The organism is Polaribacter sp. L3A8, assembly GCF_009796785.1.
Taxonomy (GTDB): Bacteria; Bacteroidota; Bacteroidia; order Flavobacteriales; family Flavobacteriaceae; genus Polaribacter.
In genome coordinates, this window is sequence record NZ_CP047026.1 from 3,504,926 (window position 1) to 3,526,327 (window position 21,402).

The window sequence follows — 21,402 nt, forward strand, 5'->3', positions numbered from 1 at the left end:
TTTTTCTCGCAAAGGCGCAGAGTCGCAAAGTTTTGGTTTTATAACTTGTTATAAAAATTTCTTCGCATCTTAGCGCCTTTGCGAGATAACTTATTTTTACACTAAATACTCTTTTGCTCTATCTAAAGCTTTAGGAATTCCTCCAGGGTTTTTCCCGCCAGCAGTTGCAAAGAAATTTTGTCCACCACCACCACCGTGTATTAGTTTACCTAATTCTCTTACTACTTTTCCTGCATCGTAACCACGTTCATTTGCTAATTCTTTAGAGATATAACAGGTTAACATTGCTTTGTCTTTTGCTGCAGATGAAGCAAAAAATAAGAAAGCATTTTGATGTTCTTTTCCTAATTCGAATGCTAGGTTTTTAATTCCGTTTTGGTCTAAATCTACCTTTGTAGCTAAAAACTGAACACCATTAATTTCTTGAATTTTATTTTTTAATTCGTCAGATAAATTTTGAGCTTTATCTCGTAATAATTGTTCAATTTGTTTCTGTAGAGAAGTGTTTGCTTCCTGTAACTTCTGAACAGCTTTTACAGGCTCTTTTGCATTGTTTAATAAATCTTTAATTTCCAATAATGATTTGTTATTTTCGAAATAAAAGTCTTTTACTGCTTCATTTGTAATAGCCTCAATTCTTCTAATACCAGAAGCAACTGCGCCTTCAGACTTTATTTTAAAATGCCAAATATCACTTGTGTTTTTTACATGAGTTCCGCCACAAAGTTCTATCGATTTGCCAAATTTTATAGCTCTAACAGTATCTCCATATTTTTCTCCAAATAAAGCCATTGCACCATCGTCAATTGCTTCTTGCATTGGTATATTTCTTTTTTCTATTAAAGGAAGTTTACCTTCAATTCTTCTGTTTACAAAGTTTTCTATTTCATGTAATTCTTCTACTGTTAATTTAGAAAAATGAGAAAAATCGAAACGTAAAGACTTAGAATGTACTGCAGAACCTTTTTGTTCTACATGTGTTCCTAAAACCTCTCTTAAAGCTTGGTGTAATAAGTGTGTTGCTGTATGGTTACATTCTGTTCTGTGGCGTTGTTTATCATCTACAACAGCCTTAAAAGTTTCTTTTATATCTTTTGGAAGGTTTTTTGTAAAGTGAATAATAACGTTATTTTCTTTCTTGGTATCTAAAATGTAAATTACATTTCCATGTACATCTTCTAAATAACCTTTATCACCAGCTTGTCCTCCTCCTTCAGGATAAAAAGGGGTTAAATTAAAAACAAGTTGAAACATTTCTCCGTCTTTTTTAGACGTTACTTTTCTATATCTTGTTAGTTTAACGTTTGCTTGTAAAGAATCGTAACCTATAAATTCTTCAGTAATATCATCAACTAAAACAGTCCAATCTTCTGTAGATGTTTCACTAGCTGCTCTAGATCTATTTTTTTGTTTTTGAAGGTGCTCTTGAAATCCTTTTTCGTCTAAAGTATATCCTTTTTCAGATAAAATTAAAGCAGTTAAATCTACAGGGAAACCAAACGTATCATATAATTCAAAAACTTTTTCACCAGAAATTTCTTTTGTCTTAGAAGATGCTATAATACCATCTAATATAACCAAACCTTGGTCTAACGTTCTTAAAAAAGAAGTTTCTTCTTCCTTTATAACATTTTCTATTAATTGCTTTTGTGCTTTTAATTCAGGGAAAGCTTCTCCCATTTTCTTACTTAATACATCTACCAATCTATAAATAAAAGGTTCTTTTTTGTCTAAGAATGTAAATCCGTAACGAACTGCACGTCTTAAAATTCTTCTAATTACGTAACCAGCACCAGTATTACTTGGTAATTGCCCATCTGCAATAGAAAAAGCAACCGCTCTAACATGATCAGAAATTACACGAGTTGCAATGTCTTGTTTCACGTTAGTACCATATTTTGTGTTTGTAATTGTGCTAATTTCACGAATAATAGGTTTAAAAATATCAGTATCATAATTAGATTGTACGTTCTGTAAAACCATACACAAACGTTCAAATCCCATTCCGGTATCAATATGCTTGTTTGGTAATTCTTCTAAAGTTCCGTTTGCTTTTCTATTGTATTGCATAAAAACTAAATTCCAAATTTCTACAACATGCGGGTGGTCTTCATTAATTAAAGAGCTACCAGCTACTTTTGCTTTTTCTTCTGCCGAACGAATATCTACATGAATTTCAGAACAAGGCCCGCAAGGTCCTTGCTCTCCCATTTCCCAAAAGTTATCTTTTTTATTTCCTTTTAAAATTCTGTCTTCAGGAATCAATTTTTTCCAGATGTTATACGCATCAGAATCCATTTCTAAATTGTCATCATCATCAGAACCTTCAAAAACGGTAACATATAAAATGTCTTTATCTATTTTGTAAACTTCGGTTAATAACTCCCAAGCCCAAGCAATTGCTTCTTCTCTAAAATAATCTCCAAAAGACCAGTTACCTAGCATTTCAAATAAAGTATGATGATACGTATCGTAACCAACTTCTTCTAAATCGTTATGCTTACCAGAAACACGCAAACATTTTTGAGAATCTGCTATTCTATTCTTTTTTGGAACCCCATTTCCTAAGAAGTATTCTTTAAAAGGCGCCATTCCAGAATTTACAAACATTAAAGTTGGGTCGTCCTTAGTTACCATAGGTGCAGAAGGAACAATTAAATGAGATTTTTCCTTAAAAAAGTTTAAAAACGTAGCGCGAATATCTTGTGATTTCATAAAAAAAGAAGTTTCCAACAAGTTGGATTATGTTAAATTATTTTTAAAAAAAACTGCGAATAAAAAGCAGTTGTAAAACATTTTGTAAATTCGTAACTTAATAGATACGAGTTTTAAATATAAGACTCTCGTTACAGAACAAAAATAGTATATTTAGCATTATGGCAAAAGTAAAATATTATTACGATGCAGACACACTTTCTTACAGGAAAATTGCTGTAAATAAGGGTGATTACTACAAGAAATCTGTTTTTGGGGTATTGGCTATCGTTTTAACAGCTTTCTTTGGTTTTATTATTTTAAGTCAGTTTATAATGTCGCCAAGAGAACGTTCTCAAAAAAGAGAATTAGAAAATTTAAAGTTGCATTACGAGTTGCTTTCTAAACGAATGGAAGAAGGTTCTTCTATTTTGGCACAACTACAAGAAAGAGATAATAATATTTATAGAACTTATTTTGAAGCAAACCCTATTTCTGATGAACAAAGAAAAGCAGGTTTTGGCGGTGTAAATAGGTATAAATATTTAGAAGGTTTTGATAATTCTACGATGATTACTAAGGTAACTAAAGATATAGATTTACTTTCTAAACAATTGGTTGTGCAATCTAAATCTTTAGATGAAATAGTATTGTTAGCAAAAGAAAAAGAAAAAATGTTAGCTTCTATACCTGCGATTTTACCTGTTAAAATTAAAGATTTAACAAGAATGGCTTCTGGTTATAAATGGAGAATGCACCCGATTTTAAAAATTAGAAAATTCCATAAAGGAATGGATTTTACAGCCCCAATTGGAACACCAATTTTTGCCTCTGGTAATGGAGACGTAATTAGAGCGGAGAAAAGTGCAACTTTTGGTAATGTGGTCTATATAGAACATGGGTATGGGTATAAAACTATTTATGCACATATGAGTAAAATTAAGGCTAGAAGAGGTGATAAAGTAAAACGAGGAGATTTAATTGGTTATGTAGGCAATACAGGGCGTTCTGTCTCTTCTCACTTACATTATGAGGTTCATAAGAATGATAGAGCTGTTAATCCTATCAATTTTTACTACGGAGATTTAACACCAGAAGAATTTTCTGCGATGCAAAAAGCAGCAGAAGAAGAAGGACAATCTTACGATTAAAATGGTGTAATTGCGTAATCGTTTATCTGTTTAAATGAATACACAATTATACTTATACACAGTTAAACAATTACACAATAAAAGATGCACGTAGACTTACCAGAAAAAAGGTATTATAAAATAGGTGAAGTTGCTAAAGCGTTTAACGTAAATACTTCTTTAATTCGTTTTTGGGAAAAAGAGTTTGATATTATCAAACCTAAAAAGAATGCCAAAGGAAACCGTTTATTTACCCAAGAAGATATTAAGAATTTTAAATTAATTTTTAGTCTTGTAAAAGAACGCGGTTTTACGTTAGATGGAGCAAAACAAAAACTAAAACAGAATCCCGAATCTATAGTTCATAATCAGGATATTATTAATAGGTTAGAAGGGGTAAAGGCAGAATTGATTAAAATTAAAAATCAATTGTAACATTTTCTTTATTTAAGTGTCTAATAAATTGATAGGTGCCAATATCCTTTACGTTGTCAAGAATATTCGGTAATTTTGTGAAACAAAAAATCAATCAAAAATTTAAAAATAGAAATTATGAAAAAATGGTTAATTCCGGTAATAGTAATATTAGTAATTGTTTTCGGACTTTACAATTGGGGAAAAGGTTTTAATAACGAAGCTGTTGTTTTACAGGAAGATGCAAAAACAACTTGGTCTAATGTAGAAAGTGCTTACCAACGTAGAAACGATTTAATTGGTAATCTAGTAAAAACAGTACAAGGAGCAGCAGATTTTGAAAAAGAAACCTTAACAGATGTTATTAATGCAAGAGCAAAAGCAACTTCTGTAAATATAAATGCAGGAGATTTAACACCAGAAAAAATGGCACAATTTCAACAAGCGCAAGCAGGTATGAGTGGTGCTCTTTCTAAATTATTAGTTTCTGTAGAGCGTTATCCAGAGTTAAAAGCAAATGCAAACTTCTTAGAATTACAAAGTCAATTAGAAGGAACAGAAAATAGAATTAACGTTGCCAGAGATCGTTTTAATGAAGGGGTAAACGGTTATAATAAGCATATAAAAGTGTTTCCAAATTCTTTGTTAGCAGGAATGTTTAATTTTGATGAAATGGATCGTTTTAAAGCAAACGCAGGATCGGAAAATGCACCTGATGTAAACTTTGATTTTAACAAGAAAAAATAAGAAAAATGTCTAAGGTAGAAGCATTTCTTTCTCCAGAAGAAGAACAAGAAATTATTTCTGCGATTAGAGTTGCAGAGAAAAATACTTCTGGCGAAATTCGTATACATATTGAGGCTTCCACAGAGAAGAATCATGACAAGAGAGCGTTAGAAGTATTTCATCTGCTAAAAATGAACAACACTAAAGATGATAATGCGGTGTTAATTTACGTTGCCGTAAAAGACAAAAAATTTGTTATTTATGGTGATAAAGGAATTAATAAAGTAGTTCCTACAGATTTTTGGAATACCACAAAAGATGTGATGCAAAATCATTTTAAAAAGGGTGATTTTAAACAAGGAATTGTAGACGGAATTTTAAAAGCAGGAGAAGAATTACAAGCTCATTTTCCTTGGCAAATTGATGATGAAGATGAACTTTCTAATGAGATTTCTAAAGGATGAATTTAAAAAAAGTTTACAGTTTTCGATTTTCAGTTTCTAGTAAAAAGGCATTTACTTTACTTGCTTTTTTATGTACGTTAAGTCTTTTTTCTCAAGGATTTAAAATTCCAGAAACGCCTAAATTTCAAACAAGTGTTTATGATTATGTTGGGTTACTTACTCCGAATCAGAAAACGAGTTTAGAAAGTAAATTAGTACGTTATTCAGATACTACATCTACCCAAATTGTAATAGCTATTATTGCATCCACCGAAGGTGAGAATATTAGTTATTTAGCCGCAAATTGGGGTGAGAAATGGGGGATAGGAGATGCAGCAAAAGACAATGGTGTTTTAATATTGTTGGCTCAGAATGATAAAAAAATTGCAATTCAAGCAGGTAGAGGAACAGAACATGTATTAACTGATTTTCAATCGAAAAGAATTATTGAAAGAGTAATTATTCCTGAGTTTAAAAGAGGAGGTTTTTATAGCGGTTTAGACAAGGGATCTGATTATGTTTTTAAAACCTTAAACGGAGAGTTTGAAGGTACTCGCCAAAAAGAAGCTGATGGATTTGATCCTGGAATTATCATTTTTATCATAATCATTATTATCTTTTTTATTTTAATTTCTAGAGGAAATAAAAATAACGGAAGTGGTGGTAGAGGTTTTAGAAGAGGTTCTATTGCAGATACTATTTTCGATGCCATTATTTTAAGTAATGCAGGTAGAGGTGGCGGAAGCTTTGGCGGCGGCGGTTTTGGAGGGTCTTCTGGAGGAGGCAGTTTTGGAGGCGGTGGCTTTGGTGGAGGCTTCGGTGGCGGTAGTTTTGGTGGAGGTGGCGCTTCTGGAGGCTGGTAATAAACAGGTCTTTTACTTTTTTTAGAAATAAAATTCATAGTACATAAAAATAAAATTAAAAATGAGTCCCTTCTGGTTTTACAAAAACTAGAAGGGCTTGTTTATTAACACACAAAAGGTTCTTTATGAAAAAAATAGTTATTGTTTTTAGTTTCTTACTCTCTGTTTCTTGTCAGAATTTTGGCAGTTTAAAACTTATTTCAGATTTATCGAAAGACTTAGAAGAAGTTTCTGGTACAGAAGTAGTTTCTAATTCAGATTTAATTTGGATGTTAAATGATGGTGGAAATAAGCCTAAAATTTATGGGGTTTCTTCTAGAGGAAGCATCGAAAAAGAGCTTACCATAAAAGAAAAAAATAACGATTGGGAAGATTTAACTTCTGATGAAGATGGAAACCTTTATATAGGTGATTTTGGAAACAATGATAGCAAAAGGAAAAACCTTGTTATTCTAAAAGTAAATCATGAAGATTTAACAAGTGATAAAAAAGTAAAAGTAGAAAAAATTAAGTTTTATTACCCTAATCAAACAAAATTTCCACCTAAAAAGAAGCAACTTTTTTTTGATGCAGAATCTTTCTTTTACTATAAGAACTCGCTTTACGTTTTTACAAAAAGTAGAGTAAAAAGTAAATTCGGAAAAACTTCTTTATATCGAATTCCTGCCAAGGAAGGAGAATATGAAGCTCAATTTATTTCTGAATTTAATAATTGTGATGAAATGGATTGTTGGATTACTTCTGCCGATATTTCTAATGATGGGAGTAAAGTGGCATTGTTATCACCATCTTATGTTCTTCTTTTTTCTGATTATAAAGACGATGATTTTTTATCAGGAAAATTCACGAAGATTCATTTAAAGTACAGTTCTCAAAAAGAAGGAATTACTTTTAAAGACAATAACACCTTGCTAATTACCGATGAAAAAGCACATGGTGCTGGTGGTAATTTTTATGAGTTAAAGCTGTAACGTTGTTTTTGTTTTAGAAGTTAAAAAGTACCTTTCGGAAACTATGTGCTTTATCCTTTTATGAGGATTATTATATTTAAGGTATAATAAAAAAAATAAAAGTTATGAAAGTATTCGTTTTAGCATTTAGTATGTTTTCCTTCTTGTTTTTTATGGAAATCGAGAATAATCCAAAAGAAAATCAACCTAAAATAGAGGTTGTAATTGGTAGTAGTTTTAAATTGATAAATGATACAAAAAACAAAGTAAGTATTTATACAGGTACTGGGTTTGTGTCTTTAAACAAAGGTTCTAGTACAAGTGTTGGTTGCAATGTAGGTAAAGAAGTTTGTTGGGCTAGCAAAGGAAAAAAAGGTAAAGTTATTTTTAAAATAGCATCTACACATTGCGGAAAAACAATAAAACTATCTACTGTACTTTAATTCTTTAAGATGAAATATCTAAAATATTATAGGTTAGAATTATTACTCTTTTTTCTATATAGTTTTATATGTTTTCTTCTGGTTGTATTTTAATTTTATAGGTAACCAAAATTATAAAAATAGCCGAAAATAAATAGGTTTACAGCTATTTTTTTATTACTTATATAAACTTATAAATTAACAAGCCCCAACCCAAAATTAAGCACAAACCACCTAATGGAGTAATTGGGCCTAAAAAGCTTAACTTTTTATTATTGGCAGACGAAATAACCAGACCATAAATAGAAAATGAAAATAAAAGAATTCCAATGATAAAGAAGTAAACAATGTAGTTGTCTAAAGTGAGTTGTTGGTTTAATTGAAAACCTAAAACAAGTAAAACGATTGCATGATACATTTGGTATTTTACACCTGTTTCAAAACTTTGTAATTGATCTGTACTTAGTTTTTTCTTTAAAAGATGTGCTCCGAATGCGCCAAAAACTACTGCTGTTAACCCAAAAATTGCTCCTGAAATTAATGCTAATTTATCCATAGTTTGTTAAAAATTGAATCCTAAATTAAATGTAACTCTTAAACCATCATCACTATTAAAAGCACCAATATTTGCTACTAACATATTTGCAGCATTAAAGAAAACGCCTCCTCCAAAAGAGGTGTTAAATTTACTGTTGTTTAATGTTGTATTATCTTGTCCCCAAATAGTTCCGTAATCAAACCCACTATAAATACCCATGTTTAAAGGTACAATACTTGTTTTAAACTTACTTAAAAGTAAACGTAGGTCTGTAGATTGATAAATGGAGTTTTTACCCGTAAATCGTTGGTTTCTAAAACCTCTTAAACCATCATTTCCACCAATGCTTGCAGCTTGATAAAACTCGTAAGAATCCCCAAAATTAAAATGACTTTTTACTTTAGTTGCTAAGACTAATTTTCCGCTAGACACTAATTTATGATCAAAAGAAATAGCAGGAATTAAGTACCCAAAATTGTTGTCATTATTTAAGTTAGAAGTAAATCCTACTTTTAGAGATGTTTTTATCCCCATTGTTGGAAAAGCATTATTATCTACATTTTCGAATTCGTAGCCCGCTTCTGTATTTATAAATTGTTGATTGCTAAAAATAGTAGAATTTGAATCAAACTCTTCAAGTATATATCTAAAGTCGGTTTGTTCTACTTTATAGTTTTGCAGGTTAACACCAATTTTAATTTTTCCACCCAAATCTCCTTTCCAATGCACAAAAGAACCGGCTGTAATTTCTCTTATTCGAACCCTATTGTAGTCCTCTTCTTTTTCTTCATCGTTTGCATTAAGGTTTATAGAATTATTTCCTATTCCAAAATAGTTCATTGCAAAATTAGGACTCGTAAAACGTGCATTTATACCAAGATTCCAATTCTTAAAAACGTTTGCAAACTCGCTTGAATAATTCAGTTCAAAACCACTTGTAGCAAAATAATAAGAAGCATTTAAAGTGTGTTGCGACGTAAATGGGTTTCTCTCAAAACCATAAGCAGTGTATACGTTAGAAATCCCTATTTTTAAACCATCATCCGGATTAAAGCCAATTGTTGGTGTTATTAAAAATTGATTGTTTTTAAGCTTTCTGTAATCATAGATATTTGTTTCGTAATCATCCGTCAGTTTTCTGTTTCCTTTATTGGTGATAAACGTGTTTTTCTTCGATTTGTAATCGTATATTTTTACTTTTTTACCGTTTATAATATTGTAAATATCATTGTTTTGTCCGCCAATAATTCTAACCTTAATTAAGTTTCTATCTTCTCCTTTTACTACAAAATGATCATCATCATCTAAACCATAAATCCAAATTTCTTTGGTTTTAGATTTGTTATATGTTCGTTCATGAAAAACAGGGCCTTTTTCTCCTTTTATAATACGATATCCTATAATTTTTGTGCTACCGTTAGGTAATCTATCAATATCAAACCAATCATCTTTATTTGTTCCCTTTATTACCTGAAACTTATTGATATGATCAAAATAAGTATCAGAAATTTTCTGTAAATTTCTTCTTCTGCCTTGTAGTTTTGTTTTTATTTCTGCCACTGTTTTATCTCTTACTTCAACAGGGAAATTAGTAAAAGCGTCGTCTATTATTGCATCTGTAAGATGTGTCGTTATCATTTTTACTTGTGCATCCCAATCGGCTTTAGTTGCTTTTGTAATTAATGCCATGTCTAAAGGATACGGTTCTAAATTAAACCATTTAGGGCTATTTAATTCTTCTTCGTAAGACTGCATTAAACGTAAAGTGGGTATTATTTTTGTAGCAATACTTAACAAGAATCCATCACCAAAAATAGAAAATGCCTGGTCTCTATCTCTAGGAACTGGTCTATAAATCGTTTGTTCTCCTTCTTCAAATTCAGCCCATCTCCATTGGTCTTCATGTCTATCCCAATCTCCAATTAACATATCAAACAAACGCGCTCTTATGTAAGATTTTTCGTCTAAAATATGATTTTCGTTTTTATTTAATTTCTTCAATAAATCGTCTGTACTAATTACTTTATCAGAAAAACCAAAGCTTTCTTTGTCTCCATGCCCAGAGGCAGCACGTTCTTCAATCATGTATAATTCGTCTCCAAATTCATCATTAAAACTGCCTAAACTATTTTGTTTAGGAATGTAATATAAAACAGGGTTTGTATGATAAATGCCAACCGCGTCAGACAATTTACCAATGGTAAAAGGCGCATATGGGTGCGAGCCTGTAAAAACATCACTTAATAAATCTTCTGTAGCCGTATCATTAAATTGACCTTCTATATATTGATCTTTAAAAGCCACTGCTTGTAAATATTGTACTGCATTTTTACGTAAGGCACGCATTACATATTCTCTTCCTTTTTTATCTTCTAATCTTAAAGATTTAGATTGATGACCGCCACCTTTTCTAACGGGTTTTAAACCACCAAAAAGCGTGTCTAAAGCTACTGTTGGTGAAATTACTTCTGTACCAAAATATTTTCTGTAACGTTTTCCCCATAAAAAACAGTAAACGCCGCTTTTATCAACCTCTTCTTTGGTGTAAATAGAAGATTTTTTCTCTGTAATGTTATTTTTAGGAAACGCAGTATCGTTTTTCTTTTCATTTGCTGGTAAAACGGCTGTTTCATAAACAACTGTATCATCTTTTACAGCATAAAAACGAACGTTAGAAGAACCGTCTTTGTAAATGTCTAATTTAGCAAAACCTTGCGCTGCATACGTAAATTTAGCATTACCGGTTAATTTAGTTGGTGTTGTTTTAGAGCCAGAACCACTAACTATTTGCGGAAGATTGTCTTCTACTATGTATTGTAAATTATGATCGTGACCAGAAACAAAAATAGTTTTATCATTCTCTTGAGAAAGCGTTATAATACGTTTTCTAAGCTCATTGTATTTTTTATTTTGAATGTCGGTATTTGAAAGTCCAGATGTTTTTCTAATTAAATTTTTAAGAGAACCTAAAATTGGTAATGGATTTGTATGACTCTTAAAAGAGTATTTTCCTCCATGAGAACCGTTTGTAAACATTGGGTGATGCAGCGCTACGATGGTTGTTTTTCCTCTTGCCTTTTTGATTAAGCCTTCAAACTCATCAAAGAATTTAGATCTTGTTTTAATTTCACATTCATCATTTATTGTTGGATGCTTGTCCCAATTTGTTAAATACCAATGTGTGTCTACAATAATTAAAACAATGTCATCAGAAATATTAACTTTTTCTAACGGACAACCATTATTCGGTAAAAAAGCTGATTTTCCCAATGCTTTTTCAACTAGTTTTTCTTCTCTTTTTAGGCCATCTAAACCATGATACCAATCATGATTACCAGGAATAAATATAGATTTTCCTTTAAATTTCTTAGCAACATTGGTTTGTGCTTCAATTCTTCTTTTGGCTAAAGGATAGTTTTTAGATGATTTTTTTGGAATACCGGTTTCATACACATTGTCTCCTAAAAAAAGTAAAGTGGACTTTTCTGAAGCGTTTTTAATATGCTTTTTTAAATATTTTAAAGCAGGTGAATCTTCTTCTAATGTTGAGTTTCCTGCGTCTCCAATTAAATAAAAAGTATGTTCAATTTTAGAACTATCCTTTTTAACTACTTTATGTTGGTTTTCTGCAATTTGTTTTTTTATGGTTGCACAAGCAGAAATCAATAAAAAAAGTAGAGAAAGTAATGAGTATTTGAATAATTTCATAAGTACGAAAATAACTGTTTTAAATTGATTTTTTATAATGTAGCAAATCTTCTTTGGTATCTATATCAAAGAAATTGGTGGATTGTTTGGGGCAAATAATTTCGTTTTTTCTTTTGTTGATGAATTCTTTTGCTCCTTTATCTCCTTCAATCAATAATAAATCGGAAAAATATTTTTCAGGAAAAATAGCTGGAACCCCTAATTTTTCTCCATAATTGGAAGCCATAATTACCTCTTTATTTTGTTGAAATAAATGCAACATTTCTTCTAAATACCGAACTTCAATTGCGGGTTGATCTGCTAATAAAATAAAAATACCATCAAAATGATATTTCTTCTTTTTAAAATAAGTGATTCCGGCAACGATGCTAGAACTCAATCCGTTTTCGAAATTTTCGTTTTTAATAAATTCGATATTGTTTGTATGTATTTTAGATTTTATTTTATCCGCATTTGCGCCTAAAACACAATAAATTGTTGAAGAAAAAACAGTTTTAATATTCTCTAAACTTATCTCTAAAAGTGTTTTTTTATTGATTTTTTCTAACTGTTTTATACCATTCATTCTAGATGATTTTCCGGCTGCTAACACTAAAATTGCAATATTTTTCATCAATTTAGTTGTTTATTTTACCTGTAAGATTTCTTAAAGAAAATGGTTCTTTTTTTCTAATTACAGATAGAATTTCTGCAACAATAGAAACCGCAATTTCTTCTGGAGTTTGTGCGCCAATATGCAAACCTGCTGGTGTGTAAATATTGTCTAAAAAAGTATCTGAAAGATCTGGTACAAAATCAAAAAGTTCGTTAAACAAACGTTCTCTTCTATTTGGTGCACCTAAAATACCAATATATTTTGGGGTGTATTCAGACAGTTTTACAACATATTTTAAATCTTGTACATAACTATGATTCATAATTACAATGGCAGTATTTTCTTCGATATTTTTAAACTGAATACTTTCTGGAGAATCTCCAATAACTGAATTTGCCCCAGGAAAATCTTTTAGTTGTTTGCTATCTTTTGCACAGGTAATTACATCAATTTCCCAACCTAAAGTTGCGGCTACTTTACAGAGTTTAACCGCGTCATGTTCACCACCAATTATAATCAATCTAAAACTAGGTTGTAAAATTTGAGTGTAAATTGCAACCTCATTTTTATGCTGAAAATTAAAGTGTTTAGAAAATACAAATTGTGTTTTATTGTTAAAAGTTACTACAGATCCAAAATTGCCAAAAGCTTCATCTTCTTTTGTAAAATGACTGTCAATTTTTATGATTTCTCTTTTAGAATTAGCATCAGAAAACTGATTTATAAATTCATCAGAAATTAAAAAAGGTTCAATTAAAATATATAAAATACCTTCGCAGCCTAACTTATATCTACCATCGTAGGTAATCATTTTTGGTTTGTTATCAACAAAAACACTTTTAGCTCTGTGTATAATTTCTTTTTCTACACAGCCACCACTAACGGCACCAACAGAATTTAAATCTTCAGAAATTAACATTCTTACTCCCGGTTTTCTATAAGAAGAACCTTCTAAATGGACTACCGTTGCTAATACATTTTTCAATCCTTTTTGTTGATTGATAACTGCCTGATGGATGATTTCTTTGAGTTCGTGATTCATTGATAAAAACTAAAATTGAGACCTAAATATAAACCTTTAAAAGTTATAATTTTTTTGATGATTGCAATAAAATATATTTAGTTTAATAACACTTTCAACTTAAAAAGAATAACCAATTGCAAAGTTAAAAACAGGTTCGTCTGCTCTAAAGTCCCAACGTTTTCCTTCTTCTAAAGAAGGATCATGAAACGGAGCCGCCAAATCGAAACGAATTACAAAACCTTGTACATCTACTCGCAAACCAAAACCTGCACCCATTCCTAATTCATTTATAAAGTTGGACGTAAATTTGTCTCTAACATTACCATCCGTATCATTAAAGTCAGAATTAGAAACGGTGTTCCAAACATTTCCTGCATCCGCAAAAACAGCTCCTTTAAGAAAAGAGTAAATAGGAAAACGATATTCTAAATTTGCTTCTAACCGAACATTACCTGTTTTATCAAAAAAAGAACTTGCAGTGTTTGTGTCATTGTCATTATAAGTTCCGGGCCCAAGAGATCTAATACTAAATGCTCTAACGCTATATGGGCCTCCAGAATAATATTGCTTTACAAACGGAATAACATCAGAATTGCCATACGCATAACCATAACCGGCAAAGATTCTGGCAGCAATTGTTTGCTCTTTTTTAGCACCAAAATTATAATGATATCTTGCATCAACATCTGCTTTTGCATATTGTGCATATTCCAACCCTAAAAAAGTATTCGTTTCTGTTGTTTTTTTATCAAATAAACTAATAGAGTTACCAGCCACATCTAAGGTAGATTGTAAATAAAATTGATGACTTTTGGCGGCATTCAACATTTCATTGTAGGTAAAAGAAAAGGTAAGTCCGCTTATAAATTGCTGATCAAAACTGCTCTGTAAATAAGAGTTGTTATCTAAAATTTCTTGAAACGCTGCAGTTGTATTTGATAAACGCGTATAATTTACAGAAATAGGGTTTACCTCATAGGTAATATATTTATTTGCATTCCAGGTATAACCAAAAAGAGCGGTTCCAGATAATAAGGTGTATAATTGACTTCTGTTTAAATACGTTGCACTTAAACTTACTTTTGTTTTTGGAATAGCATAATCAAAATAATCTTTATTGATAGAAAAAGGGGAGATAACTCTAGGGAAAACAAGTTCGCCTTTTAGTCCTAATTCTAAACTGCTTAAACCATTACTATTGCTAGAAATTTGGGTTTCATAACCAATATTTGTGCTGATGTTTAACGTTTCTCCTCCTTTAAATAAATTTCTATTGCTATAGGTTAACGATAATTCTGGACCTGCAAAATTGTTAGATTTGGTAACAGCTTGTAGTTCTGCACGTATAGCACGTTTGGTTAAGGGTGATAAATAAATGTTGGCTTCTAAACTAGCTAAGGTATCTGTAATAGGGTCTTTTATTTCTTTATACTGAATGTTTACAAACTTATATACGCCAATAGAAGAAAGCCTTCTTGCCGTGTTTTTAGAGGTTTCTGGATTAAAAAGAGCGCCTTCTTTTAACGTGATAAATTCATCTAAATATTTTGGATTAAAAAATAAGGTGTCTTGATAATAGTTTTTATCTTGATAACGAATGCCTTTTACTTCTGTAGAATCATTTAAATTATAATTCGGATATACATTGATGTTTTTAATTTGATAAGGAACCGTTGCTTTTTTAGGTACGTTGGCTTTTAGTGTTAAGAATAAATCGAATTTTTTACTCTTGTATCTGTTAGTGTCCGCTTCAAATAGTAAAAACTCCGAATTAAAATTATAATATCCTTTGTTTTTTAATTCGGTATCTAATCGTTGTCTTTCTAGTTTTAAATTCCCCAAGTTAAAACGCATCTCTTTTTTAATTGGAGATGTTGTACTAACACTTTTAATATCTTTATAAATAGGCGAAGCCATAGTATCTATTTGGTAAGTAGCCATTTTATAAGGAGCAGGTATTTTTAAACGATATACTATAGCTGCTTCCTTTTTCTTTTCTTTAAAACTAGACGCAATGGAGCTATAAAAAAAACCATAATTTTCTAATTTATTTCTTAAAATTTCTTTATTCTCAATAGCATTTACATCTGATTGATACACTGGTTTTTGCCCTATTTTTTTATACAACCATCTGTTTAAAAAGTTGGTTTTTTCTTGCTGATTTTTATAGTAATAATACAAGCCAATGTGCATCCCTAAAAATTTTGTATTGGGTTGTTGACTTAATACAGAAGATAAACTCTGTTTTAATTCACTTACTTTTTGTACGGTTGAGTCTGCTTCAATTTCTATAGAAGCACCCGTATACAAACGTTTGTTTTCTGGAATGTATTTTTTAATACCACAGCCGTAAATAAATACGAATAGTAGAATTATAAAAGAATGTTTTTTATAGGATGCTTTCAAATTTTAATTACTTTTTAGGTTCTGAATCATCATCGTTCTTAATTAGTTTTGGTGTTGTTTTACCTTGTTTTTCTTTTACGTTCTTTTTGTCTTTTTCTGAACTTAAAATAGAATTCCAAAGTTGATGAAACTCATTGAATTCTTTGGTGAAAATCAATGCAATTCCGTTTACAATTATTTGTCCGTCTATGACGTTTTCAAATTCACTTTTTCTAAAACCTTTAAGTCGATACCTGCCATCTTCGGTAATTTTGTACTCTAAACTTACATTTCCTATTAAAGGAGATTTTTCTTCAGTAGCACTACTTCCTTGCAAGTCTACTTCGCTACCAACTCTTACGGTTAAACGATCATTAAATAATTTTTTCTGAGCGGCAACATCTAATTGCGTTCTATCTGTTGGCGTGTCTCCTTGGTAGTCTGTATAACTATTTAAACCAAAATCTAATTCGATACCAGAACTCCCTAGAATTTTATCAGAAAAAGCATTTAATTGCCCAGAAACAGCATCATTTAAATTGTTTCTCGCAATGGTTGCAAACCCACCAGAACTACCATCGCTACCAGCATCTGGATAAAAACGATTTAAAACTAATAAAGAAAAAACTTGTTTATTTAACTCTTCTTCTTGTTGATTAATTTGTTGTACACGCTCGTAAACTTGACCACTTATTGCGCCTTGTTGCTCTTCTGGCATGTCTAAATTAAATGATATTTTTGGTTGCAACAATTCGCCTGCAATATTTAAATATACATTAAAAGGTAAAACCTGTTTGTATTTGTTTTTTGTTGATGCATCTTCGCCAGAAGTTTGCGAAGCCATTAAATCTGAAGCAGAGGTTTTTAAGGTGTAAGATGTACGGATGTCTAACTTGGCATCAAAAGGGTCTCCGGCCCAGGAAATTCTACTTCTAGGAACTAAAACAAATCTTCTATCTACTACATTGTATAAGTTTAGTTGGTAATATCCTTCGGAAACTTCATAAGCACCCGTTAAAGACAAACGTCCATTAGGGTTCATTAAAAAGATGAAATCACCATCTCCAGAAACCTTAAAATTATCGCCCGTTTCTTTATCTATGATAATATTTACGGCTGCTTTTTTATCAATTTTTAGCAATGCTTTTATATCAAAACCTGTAATTGTAGCCGTTTGTTCTTCTTTCTGTGTTAAAATAGCATCCGGATTTTCTCTATTTACAAAAGCAACAACACCGTCTCTTTCTTCTATATTTGTATAGCTAGAAGGCAAAACGTAGGTAACATCTGTGTCTGAACCCACAACTAATTTTGCGTTTAATTTAGGTATTTGTAAATCTCCCGTTAGTTTTGCATCAACATTAAAAGAAACTTTTCCGTACAAAGATTCGTTATTTTCTTTGGTGGCATTTAGTACTCTAAATTTATTAGCTTTAACATCTAAATTAAAAGAAGGGTTTATAAAACTCTTCGTTTTGATGTCTCCAGAAAGCACTAACGAATTTTTTTCTGCATCTAATATGGTAAAATTAGATAGATGTAAACCACTGTTGTCTACCCGTAAAGTTTCGTTCTGTAAATTGAATTTTGCGTTTAATTTAGCAACTTTAAAAGCAGCATTTGTAAAAAGTAAATTCCCATTATAGTTAGGGTTAGATGTTGTGCCTGTTACTTTAAAATCACCAGAAAAACTACCCGAAGTTTCTTTAATTTCTCCGAATGAAAGGGTGTTTAACGCTTTCATTTTAAAGCTATTAATCAACAAATCTAAATTTAAATTGGCGTCGTTATTATCTACCAAATAATCGCCTTTTAAGTCTAAGTCGATACTTCCGTCTTTTAATGCCGCATTAAAATCATACTTTCCGTTTTCTAAAGATTTAGCATCTAAACTTAATTCCCCAAAGTCAGTTTTTAATACTTGTAACTCACTAATATTTAGATTTGCAATAATACCAGTGTCTCCAAAAGGTTGTTCTAAAATAAAATCTCCATTTAAAACTCCTGTGCTAATTTCGTTTTCTGGACTTAAATAATTAAAAATTTCATTGATTTGAAAGTCTTTATAATTGATAGCAATATGATCTTTTGTAATACGCGGAATTTTATCTGTAATTTCTATAGATTGCTTGCCTTTGCTAATTTTAAAATCGGAAAATGTAAGTTTATTATCTTCAAAAAAGATGGCATTGGTTTTAGGGATTTTCCAATTATGGCTATTTAAAAATAAACTGTCTTGGTTTATTGTAAACTTTAATTGATCCCTGTTACCAGTAATGCTTGTGTTTACATTCATTAATTTTTCTCCTTTATAGAAACCTAAAAAATTAAGCGATAATTCGTTGTCTTTTTGTGTACCTGTAATGATTGTTTTGGGCACATTTAAAGGACCTGCGGTGATTTCTTTAAAACCTAAATTAAAGTTGAAATCGTCTTTATCTGTATGCATAGAAAAGGCCAAACTATCTAATTCATTATCACTAAAGTTAATGTGAGGAGCAGTAATATTTGCGGTCAATTTTCTTTTTTTCTCCTTAAAATTGACATCAATATTTATGGTATCTAACTCTTTTAAATTGACCAGAAAAACATCTTTTAAAAGTGGCGTTTGAGAAACTTTAGCTTTTAAAATTAAATTTACTGGGTTTGCAATGGTATCAGAAAGCGTAACATTTCTATAAAAATAACAAGAAACATGACGCTGTAATGCGGTACTAAATGTCTGCGGATCTGTGTTTGATTCTAAATTTAAATCAATCATTTTATTTTTTATAGAAACCGCAGTTGTGTCTTTGTCTACAAAGGCATTGGCTATTACATCACCCAATAAAAAGGTTCTATTATTATAGACAACTACACCGTTTTTTATGTTGCTTTTTACGGTATAATTTTCTGCATTTCCTGCAAAGTCTAAAGAAAGTTCCATGCCGGTTTTTACTTTGCGTTGTATTACCCCAAGTGCTTCTAAATCTGCACCAAATAGGTTTAGATTTACAGTTGCTTTAGAGTTTATAGAATCTAATTTTACAAAGGCATTTAGATCTAAATTTAGATTTTCATCTTTATAAGTAGTCGTTATTTTTCCTTTGCTATTTTTTAAATCGCCTTCTAAATGTAAATCTTTAATGGTGTATTTTTCTAACTGAAACTTAGAAATAGTCGTTTTTAAAGTAGCGTCTAAATCTTGCATGTTATTACCACTTCCTGTGGATGTTAAAGCAAGGCTTAATTCTCTAAAATTAGGATTCATTAAAAGAGTACCAATATTATAATTTTCAATTTTTAGGTCTGCATTGTAACTAATTTTAGTTTGGTTTTTAAAGTTTCCTTTAAACGTTGCAAGACCTTGCGATGTTGTTATTTGTGTATTTGTACTGATGTTACTTAAAGTTCCTTTTGCGTTACTCGTTATTAAAATATCTTCAGGTAAATGAATGCCAAAAGCTTTTTCATCTACAATTTTTAAAAGATCATTTCGTTTTGTCTTTGCTTTAAAATTAGCAATATTCAGTTGTAGTTTATTTGGGTTTGTGCTGTTTTTGATGTTTCCATCTAAAGACATTTTAGTTGCAATTCCCCAATTTAAATTTGTATTAGCAATATTTAAATCAGCTAAAACTCCGTTTATATTTACTTCACCAAAAAGTTCTTTTTTACTTAATTTTGATACGTACTCATTTTGTTTTAAACTAGGTTGAAACGTAAAAAAATCATCTAAAAAAATAGAGAAATTAGGAATGCCTAAGTTAATTTTTGCGTTTTCTGGTGATGAAATTAATTGAGAAATTGATTTATAATTAGCGTTTACAAAACCAGCAATCATACTTTTTCCTAATGAGACTTTAAGATTAGAAATTTTTAATTCTGTATCTGTTATTTCTGTGTTTAGTGTAAATTTCTTTAACCTAAACCCTGATTTTTCTTTAAAATTAAATGCAGACAATTGCAAACCCGCTTTTTTATCTTTTAAGAAAATATCGGAAACTTTTAAGGTAAACTTTTCTAAAACAAGTGCATTCGGATTAAAACTATTTTCGACAACTTTCTCGTTATTTACAAAATACTGAATCTTGTTGTTTTCTAGATTGATGTCATCTATTTGCACGTCAAAATCTGGCCAGTTAAATGCGATTTCTTTGTTTGTAGTTCCTTCTTTAACGTTTTTGGTATTTGTTGAAGCTGTTTTTAAAAGAATATCAGAATTTTTAAGCTGAATAGTACTAAGGTTAATGCTGTTTTTAGACAAATTAATTTCAGGAATTTCAGTATAAAATTCATCTATATGTACATCAGCAACTAATTGATCTTGCGGATTCTCATAATCTATTTTTACATTTTTTAGAGAAAAATTATTTATAGATAAAGTTGGTAAAGCAGTTTCTGTAGTTGAGGTACTTGAAATTACAGGGTTCTGAATCAGTCTAATATTTGAATTAGAAAGAGCAATTTTATCAGCATTAAAAATCATTTTCTGTAAATCAACTTTGTCCATGTTGGCAGCTAGATTTCCAATTTTAAAATGACTGTCAATTCCTAATACTTCATCATTAAAAACAACATGAATGTTTTTTAAATCAAAGTTTCCTAGAATAATTTTTAAAGGTTTGGTTGTAGGTTCTTTAACAACCGGAGTAGAATTTTCAGATGCAAATGCATCAATTAAAAACTGAAAATTATAGCCAGAAAGGGTGTCTTTTCTTTTAATGTTGGCACGTAGGCCATCCCAATTTAAATTATCTATACCAACAGCAGCTCCCTTAATCATAGACCAAAGAGGTAGGTTTGCTTCTAAAGATTTAGAATAAACTAAAGTATCTCCTTTGGTATCTTCTACATATAAATCCTCTAATTGCAAGTTGCCTTTAAAGGTTAGAAAAAGCTTGTTTACAGTAATTTTTGTGTTGGTTTTGTCGGTAACAAAGTTTATGGCTTTATCTACAATAATGCTTTGTCCCCAAGGACTTCTAACAAAAAGTAGCAACAAGGTAATAAAAAGTATACTTCCTAAAAAGATTCGTAAAAACCTTCTTAAAAATAGATATTTCTTATGTTTTACTTTTTTCGACACTGTGTTAGACAATTTTAGTTGTGCAAATGTAACTTGCAAATGTTAATCAAATTGTCCTTAAATCAGATTCTTTTAACTCTTTTGCTAAAAATTTAACAATTTTAGGGAAATCCATATTTAGGAATCATAAAAAATGGATTAGATTTAAAAGAACCGCATATATAAATTGTTATTTGTAACCAATATTACAAGTTTCACATTGATAAGTGTCTTTGTTAATAACAATACCACTAATATTACTTTCTACAATTTTATTGATAAAATTGTTATAGGTTTGGTCGTTCCCAACCAATTTATTTCCTTTATTTTGTTTATAGAAATCTCCTTCCCATTCTTGTTTTCCCCAACAATTTGGGCAAATTCCAACAGGTGCTTTTGTAGAAGTGTTTCCTTCTGCTTTAGAGTTAAAGTAAGTTTTTATATTCTCTATAAGGTTCATAAT

At 30.5% G+C, this 21,402-nt stretch carries 15 protein-coding genes; 7 read left to right on the top strand and 8 right to left on the bottom strand.

The genetic code is table 11. From position 1 onward, the window contains the following. Positions 1-96: 96 nt before the first annotated feature. On the bottom strand, positions 97-2,715 hold the full coding sequence (gene alaS / locus GQR92_RS14475; protein ID WP_158840752.1) for an alanine--tRNA ligase: 2,619 nt from the start codon (positions 2,713-2,715) through the stop codon (positions 97-99). A 161-nt stretch (positions 2,716-2,876) separates the two neighbouring features. Here alaS and GQR92_RS14480 point away from each other — a divergent pair, with 161 nt between their 5' ends. The 7 genes from GQR92_RS14480 (at position 2,877) to GQR92_RS14510 (ending at position 7,663) form a co-directional block, all read left to right on the top strand. Beyond that, the gene (locus tag GQR92_RS14480) at positions 2,877-3,845 is read left to right on the top strand and encodes a M23 family metallopeptidase (RefSeq protein WP_158840753.1); all 969 of its coding nucleotides are present in this window, start codon (positions 2,877-2,879) and stop codon (positions 3,843-3,845) included. An 84-nt stretch (positions 3,846-3,929) separates the two neighbouring features. Further along, positions 3,930-4,259 carry a MerR family transcriptional regulator gene (locus GQR92_RS14485; RefSeq protein ID WP_158840755.1) on the top strand — a complete coding sequence of 110 codons (330 nt, stop codon included), beginning with the start codon at positions 3,930-3,932 and terminating at the stop codon, positions 4,257-4,259. Between the two features lie 117 nt (positions 4,260-4,376). After that, on the top strand, positions 4,377-4,985 hold the full coding sequence (locus GQR92_RS14490) for a LemA family protein (protein WP_158840757.1): 609 nt from the start codon (positions 4,377-4,379) through the stop codon (positions 4,983-4,985). Positions 4,986-4,990: 5 nt separating this feature from the next. Next, entirely contained in the window at positions 4,991-5,428 is a 438-nt protein-coding gene (locus GQR92_RS14495) for a TPM domain-containing protein (protein WP_158840759.1), read from the top strand. After that, complete coding sequence (locus GQR92_RS14500) at positions 5,425-6,270, top strand: TPM domain-containing protein (RefSeq protein ID WP_158840761.1); 846 nt, start codon at positions 5,425-5,427, stop codon at positions 6,268-6,270. The genes GQR92_RS14495 and GQR92_RS14500 overlap by 4 nt, the downstream gene beginning before the upstream one ends. A gap of 125 nt (positions 6,271-6,395) precedes the next feature. Further along, positions 6,396-7,241 (top strand): hypothetical protein, encoded by an 846-nt coding sequence (locus GQR92_RS14505; RefSeq protein WP_233269874.1) that lies wholly within the window; start codon positions 6,396-6,398, stop codon positions 7,239-7,241. 104 nt (positions 7,242-7,345) lie between these two features. Continuing rightward, positions 7,346-7,663, top strand: coding sequence for a hypothetical protein (locus tag GQR92_RS14510; protein WP_158840763.1), 318 nt, complete (start codon positions 7,346-7,348; stop codon positions 7,661-7,663). 160 nt (positions 7,664-7,823) lie between these two features. Here GQR92_RS14510 and GQR92_RS14515 read toward each other — a convergent pair whose 3' ends face one another. From GQR92_RS14515 to GQR92_RS14545, 7 genes are all read right to left on the bottom strand, one after another. After that, positions 7,824-8,198 carry a DUF423 domain-containing protein gene (locus GQR92_RS14515; RefSeq protein ID WP_158840765.1) on the bottom strand — a complete coding sequence of 125 codons (375 nt, stop codon included), beginning with the start codon at positions 8,196-8,198 and terminating at the stop codon, positions 7,824-7,826. Between the two features lie 6 nt (positions 8,199-8,204). After that, entirely contained in the window at positions 8,205-11,888 is a 3,684-nt protein-coding gene (locus GQR92_RS14520; RefSeq protein ID WP_158840767.1) for a metallophosphoesterase, read from the bottom strand. A 19-nt stretch (positions 11,889-11,907) separates the two neighbouring features. Further along, on the bottom strand, positions 11,908-12,501 hold the full coding sequence (locus tag GQR92_RS14525; RefSeq protein WP_158840768.1) for a nucleotidyltransferase family protein: 594 nt from the start codon (positions 12,499-12,501) through the stop codon (positions 11,908-11,910). A gap of 4 nt (positions 12,502-12,505) precedes the next feature. Continuing rightward, the gene (locus GQR92_RS14530) at positions 12,506-13,525 is read right to left on the bottom strand and encodes an XdhC family protein (protein ID WP_158840770.1); all 1,020 of its coding nucleotides are present in this window, start codon (positions 13,523-13,525) and stop codon (positions 12,506-12,508) included. A gap of 99 nt (positions 13,526-13,624) precedes the next feature. Next, complete coding sequence (tamL, locus tag GQR92_RS14535) at positions 13,625-15,913, bottom strand: translocation and assembly module lipoprotein TamL (protein ID WP_158840772.1); 2,289 nt, start codon at positions 15,911-15,913, stop codon at positions 13,625-13,627. A gap of 7 nt (positions 15,914-15,920) precedes the next feature. Continuing rightward, the gene (locus tag GQR92_RS14540; RefSeq protein WP_233269876.1) at positions 15,921-20,960 is read right to left on the bottom strand and encodes a translocation/assembly module TamB domain-containing protein; all 5,040 of its coding nucleotides are present in this window, start codon (positions 20,958-20,960) and stop codon (positions 15,921-15,923) included. 169 nt (positions 20,961-21,129) lie between these two features. Next, entirely contained in the window at positions 21,130-21,399 is a 270-nt protein-coding gene (locus GQR92_RS14545; RefSeq protein ID WP_158840774.1) for a hypothetical protein, read from the bottom strand. Positions 21,400-21,402: the final 3 nt, after the last annotated feature.

Bases quoted from the DNA above. Each gene is read 5' to 3' on its own strand.
- alaS (WP_158840752.1), bottom strand. From the start codon at position 2,715: ATGAAATCACAAGATATTCGCGCTACGTTTTTAAACTTTTTTAAGGAA.
- GQR92_RS14480 (WP_158840753.1), top strand. From the start codon at position 2,877: ATGGCAAAAGTAAAATATTATTACGATGCAGACACACTTTCTTACAGG.
- GQR92_RS14485 (WP_158840755.1), top strand. From the start codon at position 3,930: ATGCACGTAGACTTACCAGAAAAAAGGTATTATAAAATAGGTGAAGTT.
- GQR92_RS14490 (WP_158840757.1), top strand. From the start codon at position 4,377: ATGAAAAAATGGTTAATTCCGGTAATAGTAATATTAGTAATTGTTTTC.
- GQR92_RS14495 (WP_158840759.1), top strand. From the start codon at position 4,991: ATGTCTAAGGTAGAAGCATTTCTTTCTCCAGAAGAAGAACAAGAAATT.
- GQR92_RS14500 (WP_158840761.1), top strand. From the start codon at position 5,425: ATGAATTTAAAAAAAGTTTACAGTTTTCGATTTTCAGTTTCTAGTAAA.
- GQR92_RS14505 (WP_233269874.1), top strand. From the start codon at position 6,396: ATGAAAAAAATAGTTATTGTTTTTAGTTTCTTACTCTCTGTTTCTTGT.
- GQR92_RS14510 (WP_158840763.1), top strand. From the start codon at position 7,346: ATGAAAGTATTCGTTTTAGCATTTAGTATGTTTTCCTTCTTGTTTTTT.
- GQR92_RS14515 (WP_158840765.1), bottom strand. From the start codon at position 8,198: ATGGATAAATTAGCATTAATTTCAGGAGCAATTTTTGGGTTAACAGCA.
- GQR92_RS14520 (WP_158840767.1), bottom strand. From the start codon at position 11,888: ATGAAATTATTCAAATACTCATTACTTTCTCTACTTTTTTTATTGATT.
- GQR92_RS14525 (WP_158840768.1), bottom strand. From the start codon at position 12,501: ATGAAAAATATTGCAATTTTAGTGTTAGCAGCCGGAAAATCATCTAGA.
- GQR92_RS14530 (WP_158840770.1), bottom strand. From the start codon at position 13,525: ATGAATCACGAACTCAAAGAAATCATCCATCAGGCAGTTATCAATCAA.
- GQR92_RS14545 (WP_158840774.1), bottom strand. From the start codon at position 21,399: ATGAACCTTATAGAGAATATAAAAACTTACTTTAACTCTAAAGCAGAA.